The sequence below is a fragment of the Nocardia sp. NPDC004711 genome (assembly GCF_053601595.1).
Genome location: NZ_JBSGCB010000040.1, coordinates 30,120 through 38,947, shown reverse-complemented (window position 1 = coordinate 38,947; position 8,828 = coordinate 30,120). Strand labels below are relative to the sequence as shown.

1 protein-coding gene (only partly in view) is annotated in these 8,828 nt (G+C 67.8%); it reads right to left on the bottom strand.

The annotated features are described in order from the left end of the window. Positions 1-37: 37 nt before the first annotated feature. Positions 38-8,828, bottom strand: the 3' portion of a protein-coding gene (locus ACWEKS_RS33405; RefSeq protein ID WP_452343786.1) for an SDR family NAD(P)-dependent oxidoreductase. The gene runs 6,989 nt beyond the window's last position; the window shows 8,791 of its 15,780 coding nt (coding positions 6,990-15,780); its start codon lies off the right edge, out of view; its stop codon occupies positions 38-40.

The window sequence follows — 8,828 nt, the reverse complement described above, 5'->3', positions numbered from 1 at the left end:
TCCTAAGGTCAGCGTGACTCGTCGGCGAATCGCGCCGTCAGTCTTCTGAGGAGTTGTTGTAAGCCAGGTCGATCAGGTCGTCGATATCGAGCTCGTCGATCGATTCCTCGGTGATGCTCTGCTCGATCTCGCCGGGGCTGTCCGGCCCGCCGGCGAGTTTCATGAGGGCATCCAACAGGCCCGCGTCGCGCAGGCGGGTGAGCGGAATCGTCTGGAGAGCTCGGCGAATATCGTTCTCCGACAGATCTGTCGATTGGCCGGTGGGACGCTCGTCGGTGAACTCGTCGGCCAGGTATTCGGCCAGCGCCTGCGGCGTCGGGTAGTCGAATACCAGCGTGGCCGGCAAGCGCAGGCCCGTCACGGTTTTGAGGGCATTGCGGAACTCGACCGCGGTGATCGAATCGAAGCCCAGGTCGCTGAAGGCCCGGTCGGCCGCGATCGCATTCGCGTTCTGATGCCCGAGTACCGCCGCGACCTGACCACGAACGATTTCAGCGAGCACACCGAGGCGTTCGCTCTCGGGAGTATTCGCCAAACGAGTCCGCAGTGCCGCCGGTGCGTCCGAGGCCGCTCTGCGGCGAGCGGGGACCAGGCCGGACAGCAGGGCCGCGGCGAACCCCGCGTTGCGGAGGCTCTCCAGATCGAGACGGGCGAGGATCGGAGCCGCCGTATCGAGTCCGGTGGCCGCGCCGAACAATGCCAGGCCCTGTTCTTCGGACAGCGGCAGCATGCCGGAACGGGCCATGCGCTGCCGGTCGACGTCGCTGAGCTCCGTGGCCATACCGCCGTCGGTGCCCCACAGACCCCACGCCAGCGACTGTCCGCTACGCCCGGATGCCCTGCGGTGCAATGCCAAGGCATCCAGGCAGGCATTGGCCGCGGCATAGTTGCCCTGACCGGGGTTGCCGAATGCGCCGGCCGCCGAACTGAACAGCACGAACGCCTTCAACGGCAGATCGGCGGTCAGCTCGTGCAGGTGCAGGGCGGCGTCGACCTTGGGCCGCAGGACCGTGTCCATGCGATCCGCGGTGAGTGAAGCGATGGCGCCATCGTCGAGAACACCGGCCGTATGGAACACACCCGTGAGCGGACGGTCCACCGGGATGGCGGCCAATACCTCGGCGAGCGCGCCACGGTCGGTGACATCGCAAGCGACGAACTCGACCTCGGCGCCGAGATGTTCCAGTTCCGCGCGCAGCTCGGCCGCGCCCGGAGCGGATGCACCGCGTCGGCTCAGCATCAGCAGGTGCCGGACACCCTGGGTGTCGACCAGGTGCCGGGCGAAAAGTCCACCGAGGAAGCCGCTGGCGCCGGTGATCAGAACGGTTTCGTCCGGACCGAGAGCCGAACTCGGCGCTGAGGCGCTCGACGCCGCCGCTCGGGCGAGTCGCGCGACATGCACCTGACCGCCGCGCACGGCGGCCTGGGGCTCCCCGGAGGCCAGGATTCCGCCGAGCAGCCCGTGCAGGTCGGAATCGGTGTCTACCAACACGATCCGGCCCGGGTTCTCCGCCTGCGCGGAACGCACCAGACCACCGACGGCGGCACCGGCCAGGTTCGTAATGTCCTCCCCGGCAACCGATACCGCACCACTGGTCCGAACCACCAGCACCGACCCGGTGAACCGGTGTCCGGCAGTCCAGGACTGAAGTACTTGCAGTACACCGTGAGTCGCGGCACGAACTCCGGCGGGATCATTACTCGCCGGGCAGTCCAGCACTACGGCGGCGGGAACCTCGTCACCGAGATCCATCCAGGACACGGTGCTGATCTCGGACGCAGATACCGAGAGCGGTGTCCAGTCGACCTGGAACAACGCGTTGCCGACGGTGGATGCGCCGGTGGTCAGCTGTGCGGGATCGATCGGACGGGAGGCGAGATGCCGCACCGTCGCCACCGGAGCACCGGTCGGATCCGCCAGCTCCATGGCCACCGCGTGCTCGCCGACGCGGGTCAGCCGGACGCGCAATGCGCCCGGTTCCGCCGCGTGCACGGTGACACCGGACCACTCGAACGGCAATGCCGGTCCGGTTCCCTCCGCGGACAGGTGGCCCGCCAGTCGCAGTGCGTGCAGCGCGGCATCGAGCAGAGCTGGATGCAGCCCGAAACCCTTGGCGTCCTGCGGATCCGGAAGGGCGACCTCGGCGAATACGTCATCGCCGCGCTGCCATGCCGCCTGCAATCCCTGGAAGAAGGGACCGTAGCCGTACCCGGCTTCGAGCAGCTCGTCGTAGACACTGTCGATGGGCAGGAGCTGCGCACCGACCGGAGGCCACGAGGTGAGATCGATGGGGGTCGCCACATCGTCCGACGCAAGTGCGCCTTCGGCATTCAGCGTCCACGACATCGCGGAATCGATGGCGCTATCGGGGCAGGAGTAGATCCGCACAGCGCGACGGCCGATCTCGTCTTCTGCCGCGACCACAATGCGCACCGCGACACCCCCGGACTCCGGCAGCACCAGCGGAGCTTGCAGCACCAAATCCTCCAAGGTGGTGTGGCCGACTCGCTCCCCGGCATGCAGGGCGAGTTCGACCAAACCGGTGCCGGGGAACAGCACGGTGCCCAGCACCCGGTGATCGGCCAGCCACGGATGGGTCTCCACCGAGAGGCGACCGGTCAGGATCACCGCGCCGGAGTCCGGTTGCGACAGCATCGCCGAAATCAGGGGGTGCCCGGTCGCCGCCAGACCCATGGCCCGGGCGTCACCGGTACCCGCGGACCCCTCGCGCATCCAGTAGCGGCGACGCTGGAAAGCGTAGGTGGGCAGGTCGATTCGCCGGGCTCCCGTCCCGGCGTACACACCGGACCAGTCGACGGGAGCGCCGGCCACGAACAGTGTGGCCACCGCAGTCAACACGGCCGACGCATCGGCATGGTCTCGACGTGCCAGCGCCACCACCGTGGCGGCCGAGCCATCCCCGTCATCGAGGGTCTGGGCGACCATCGGGATCAGCACCGCGTCGGGACCGACCTCGGCGAATCTGGACACACCCAGACCCGTCATCGCGGTGACCGCATCGGCGAAACGCACGGTGTCCCGGACCTGATCCACCCAGTACGACGAATCCGACATCTCGTCACCGATCCGGGCACCGGTCACCGTCGACACCAACGGGATACTCGGGCGGGCGAACGCCAAACCCTCGATCGCCGAAGCGAACTCGGCCAGCATCGGCTCCATCAAGACCGAATGGAAGGCATGCGAGACACGCAACCGATGCGTCCGCCAACCGTGCCCGGCACACCGCTCAGCGACCGCAAGGACATCGTTCTCGACGCCGGAGAGCACGACCGACGACGGACCATTCACCGCCGCGATCGATACTTCACCGGCCACCAGTAGTGGCAGCACATCGGACTCGGACGCACCGACAGCGACCATGGCCCCACCGGCGGGTAGCGCCTGCATCAAACGACCACGGGCAGCCACCAATACACACGCATCCGTCAGGGACAGCACACCGGCTACATGCGCGGCAGCGACCTCACCGATCGAGTGACCCGCCACCACATCGGCACGCACGCCCCAGGATTCGAGCAGACGGAACAGCGCCACCTCGAACGCGAACAAACCCGCCTGCGCGAACACGGTCTGGTCGGCCAGATCACTGTCAGCCAACGCCTCCCTCAGCGAAACCTGCTGCCCCAGCAACAGATCCAGCTCGGCGACGATCGCGTCGAATGTCTCAGCGAATGCCGGATATGCGGCACGCAGTTCGGTGGCCATACCGGCCCACTGCGCACCCTGACCCGAGAACACCACACCCGTCGAACCCGACACCACACGACCGGTCACCACACCGGGTGCCAACACACCCGCAGCCAGTGCCCGCGCTCCCGTGAGGAGACCATCACGGTCCTCGGCCACCACAACTGCGCGATGCTCGAATACGGCACGCGTCGATGCCAGCGAGAAGCCGATATCGATCGGACCATGTTCGGCCACAGCCGATGTCAGGCGGGCGGCCTGATCGGCGAGCGCCTCGTCGCTGCGTGCCGAGAGCATCCACGGCACTACGCTCGGCACCGCATCCACGGCAGCCTGTTCCACCGTGGGCGCAGTCGCCGGGGCCTGCTCGACGATGACGTGCGCGTTGGTGCCGCTGATCCCGAACGAGGACACACCGGCACGACGCGGACGATCCACCTCCGGCCACGCCACCGACTCGGTCAGCAACCGGACATGGCCCTCGGACCAATCCACCTTCGTGGAGGGCTGATCCACATGCAGGGTTCGGGGCAGCACCCCGTACTGCATCGCCATGACCATCTTGATCACACCACCCACACCGGCCGCGGCCTGGGCATGACCGATGTTGGACTTCAACGAGCCCAACCACAACGGCCGGTCCGCATCACGATCCTGCCCGTACGTCGCCAAAAGCGCCTGAGCCTCAATCGGATCGCCCAGCGTCGTACCGGTGCCGTGAGCCTCCACCGCGTCCACTTCGACCGGCGAGACACCGGCATTCGCCAGCGCTTGGCGAATGACACGCCGCTGCGAGGGACCATTCGGCGCGGTCAGACCATTCGACGCGCCATCCTGATTCACCGCCGAACCGGCGATCACCGCGAGCACCTGATGCCCATTGCGCTGCGCGTCGGACAACCGCTCCAATACGAGGACACCGGCGCCCTCGGACCAGCCCACGCCGTCGGCCGCGTCGGCGAAGGACTTGCACCGTCCATCCGGGGACAGACCCCGTTGACGACCGAACTCGAGGAACATGTCCGGGGTGGCCATCACAGCGACACCACCGGCCAATGCCAGATCGCACTCCCCCGACCGCAGCGACTGCGACGCCAGATGCAGCGCCACCAGCGACGACGAACACGCCGTATCCACGGTGACCGCAGGGCCTTCCAGGCCGAACACGTAGGACACCCGGCCCGAGACCAAACTGCCCGCGGCACCGCTACCGGTGCCGGTCGCCTGGGCGTAGTCGTGGTACATCACGCCGGTGAAGACACCGGTCGAACTGCCGCGCAGCACCGCCGGATCCACGCCGGCGCGCTCGAGCGCCTCCCATGAGACCTCCAGCAGCAACCGCTGCTGCGGATCCATCACGGTCGCTTCATTGGGACTGATCCCGAAGAAGTCCGCATCGAATTCCGCTGCCGAGTACAGGAATCCACCCTGGCGGGTATAGGTCTTGCCCGCCTTGCCGGGTTCGGGATCGTAGATGCCCTCGAGGTCCCAGCCGCGGTCCATCGGCATCTCGCCGGTGGTGTCGATGCCCGAGGTGACCAGCCCCCACAGGTCTTCGGGCGAGGCGACGCCACCGGGGTAGCGGCAGCTCATCGCCACCACCGCGATCGGGTCATCGCCGGTTCGGACCCGGCTGACCGCGACCTCCTCGACGGCTGCGCTGCCGGTGAGCTGGGAGTCGATGAACTCGGCGACGATCTGCGCGTTGGGGTAGTCGAAGACGAGCGTCGCGGGCAGCTGCAGACCGGTCGCGGCATTGAGTTTGTTGCGGAACTCGATGGCGCTCAGCGAGTCGAAACCGAGCTGCTGGAAAGCCTGCTGGGGTTCGACAGCTGCCATGGAGGCGTGCCCGAGGATCTCGGCGGCCACTGATCGGACGAGGTCGAGCTGAGCGGTCTTGCGATCGGCGTCCGACAGTCCGGCCAGCGTACGCAGGAACGCCTGGCCCGCCGCCGGCGTCCGGCGGCGGACCGGGGCCGGTACGAGCGCGCGGACCAGGGCGGGAATCTGCTCGTCCCGGGTCCGGAGCACGGCCTTGTCGACCCGCAGCGCCACCAGCTGGGCGGTATCGGTCGATATCGCCGCATCGAACAGCGCCAGACCCTCGGCCTCGGAGAGCGGTGGGAAACCCTGTCGGCGCATCCGGTCGAAGTCGTCCTCGGACAGTTCGGTCCCGAGTCCGCTCGAGCGCGCCCACATTCCGTAATCCAGGGACGTGGCAGGCAATCCCAGGCCGCGGCGATGCGCCGCCAGCGCATCCAGGAAGACATTCGCCGCGGCGTAGTTCGCTTGGCCGGCAGCCAGCACCAGGCCGCCCGCCGACGACACCAGCACGAACAATGACAGCGAGAGGTCGCGAGTGAGCTCGTGCAGATGCCACGCCGCGTCGACCTTGGGCCGGAAGACGCCGTCGATGCGATCCGCGGTGATCGACTCGATCACGCCGTTGTCGGCGGTTCCCGCCGCGTGCACCACACCCGTCAGCGGATGCTGCTCCGAGATGCTGTCGAGCAGTGCCGCGAGCGCGTTTCGATCGGAGACGTCGCACGCGGCGACGGTGACCTCGGCACCGAGTTCGGCCAGCTCCTGACGAAGCTCGACAGCGCCGGGCGCATCCAGGCCACGCCGAGAGGTCAGAAGCAGATGGCGCACACCGTGTTCGGCCACGAGGTGCCGTGCGATCACCGCGCCCAGACCGCCCGTGCCTCCGGTGATCAGGACAGTGCCCGGTGTGGTCGATCGATCGATCGTGCCGGGTGCGTGACCGGTCAGACGCGGCACGAACACGCTCGTGCCCCGGAGGACCACCTCCGGCTCCGACGCGACCGCGGCGGCCACGGCCGCCACGGCGGACGGATCACCGTATTCATCCAGATCGAGAAGCTGGAAACGACCCGGGTTCTCCGCCTGCGCGGCACGCAGCAAGCCCCAGACCGGCGCCTGCGCCAGATCGATATCCTCGGAATCATCCACGGACACTGCGTTTTTGGTGAGCACCACCAGACGAGAACCGGCGAAACGAGTGTCGGACAACCAACCCTTGACGGCGTCGAGGACGCTGGTCGCGACCTGCCGTGCGGCTCGAGGCGGCACATCGTCGAAGTGCGGGCACTCGAACAACACGATCTCGGGAACGACCGAATCGGGATCGGCATCCAGATCGGCGATCAATCCCGCGAGGTGACGATGATCGACGGTCGTCGGCGACGGCGCGACAGGGACCCAATCCACCCCGAAGAGGGCTTCCGACACCCGGTCCGTGCCCAGGCGTTCAGCCGATACCGGCCGAGAGACCAAGGCCCCCACCGACATCACCGGCCGACCCTGCTCATCGGCGAGCTGGACAGCGAACCGGCCCTCTCCACGCACGATGCGCACCCGCAGCGCGGGAGCACCGGCCGAGTGCAACACGACCCGGTTCCAGGTGAACGGCAGCACGGCGGCGCCACCGTCACGGCCGTGAACGATCCCGACATGCAAGGCGGAGTCGAACAGTGCCGGATGAATACCGAACCCCTTGGCGTCCTTCGGGTCCGGCAGCGCGACTTCGGCGAACAACTCATTGCCGCGCTGCCAGGCCGCCCGCAATCCTTGGAAGAACGGGCCGTAGCCATACCCGATGTCGAGCAGCTCGTCGTACACGTCATCGACGGGCAACGGCTGCGCACCGGCCGGAGGCCAGGCGGTGAGGTCGAACTCGGCCACCACCTCGCCCGGGGCGAGAACACCTTCGGCGTGGAGCGCCCACGGGCCCTGTGCCGTCTGCTGCGAATGGACGGTCAGCCGACGACGACCGGCGTCGTCGGCCGCGGCCGCCACCACCTGCACTGCGACACTGCCGTCGGCCGGCAGCGTCAGCGGGGTGTGCAGCACGAGCTCCTCCACCACCGCGCAACCCAGCAGACCGCCGACGTGGCCGGCCAGCTCGACGAAACCGGTGCCCGGCAGCAGCACGGTGCCGAGCACGCTGTGGTCGGCCAGCCATTCGACGGAGTCCAGCGACCAGCGGCCGGTGAAGCTCACCGCACCCGAATCCGGGTGCGGCACCAGAGCACCGAGCAGAGGATGGTCCACCGCGTCGAGACCGACCGCGGTGACTCCGCCCAGTTCGGCGCCGAGCCACGACTGGGCCAGCATCTGCCGGGCATCGAGCCAGAAGCGCTCGTGCTGGAAAGCATAGGTGGGCAGGTCGATTCGCCGCGCCGCGGTGCCGGTGTAGAAACCGGCCCAGTCCACCTCCGCGCCGGAGACGAACAGCCCGGCCACCGCACTGACGACGGTCGTGGCGTTCGCGTTGTCACGCCTGGTCAGCGCGATGGCGGTTGCGGTATCGAGAGTTTGGGCGACCATCGGGGTCAGCACCGCATCGGGACCGACCTCGGCGAACCTGGACACGCCCAGGCGGGCCATTGCGGTGACCGCGGCGGCGAACCGCACCGTGTCCCGGACCTGACCGACCCAATACGACGGGGCCGACATCTCCTCGCCGATCTCGTCGCCGGTCACCGTCGACACCAACGGAATACGCGGACTGCCGAAGGTCAAACCCGCTATGGCCGTGGCGAATTCGGCCAGCATAGGTTCCATGAGGGTCGAGTGGAAGGCGTGCGAAACGCGCAGTCGGTGTGTCCGCCAACCCTGCTCGGCACACCGCTCGACGACAGCGGCGACGTCGTCCTCGATGCCGGAAAGCACCACCGACGCAGGGCCGTTGACCGCCGCGATCGACACCTCACCGGCCAGCAACGGCAACACATCGGACTCGGACGCACCGACCGCGACCATCGCCCCACCAGCGGGCAATGCCTGCATCAACCGGCCACGCGCCGCCACCAGCACACACGCATCCGCCAGAGACAACACCCCGGCCACATGCGCGGCAGCGACCTCACCGATCGAATGACCCGCCACCACATCGGCACGCACACCCCAGCATTCGAGCAGACGGAACAACGCCACCTCGAACGCGAACAAACCCGCCTGCGCAAACACCGTCCGATCAACCAGATCAGCGTCCGCCAACGCCTCGCTCAACGAAACCGACTGCCCCAGCAACGGATCCAGCTCAGCAACGATCCCGTCGAATGTCTCAGCGAATGCCGGATATGCGGCACGC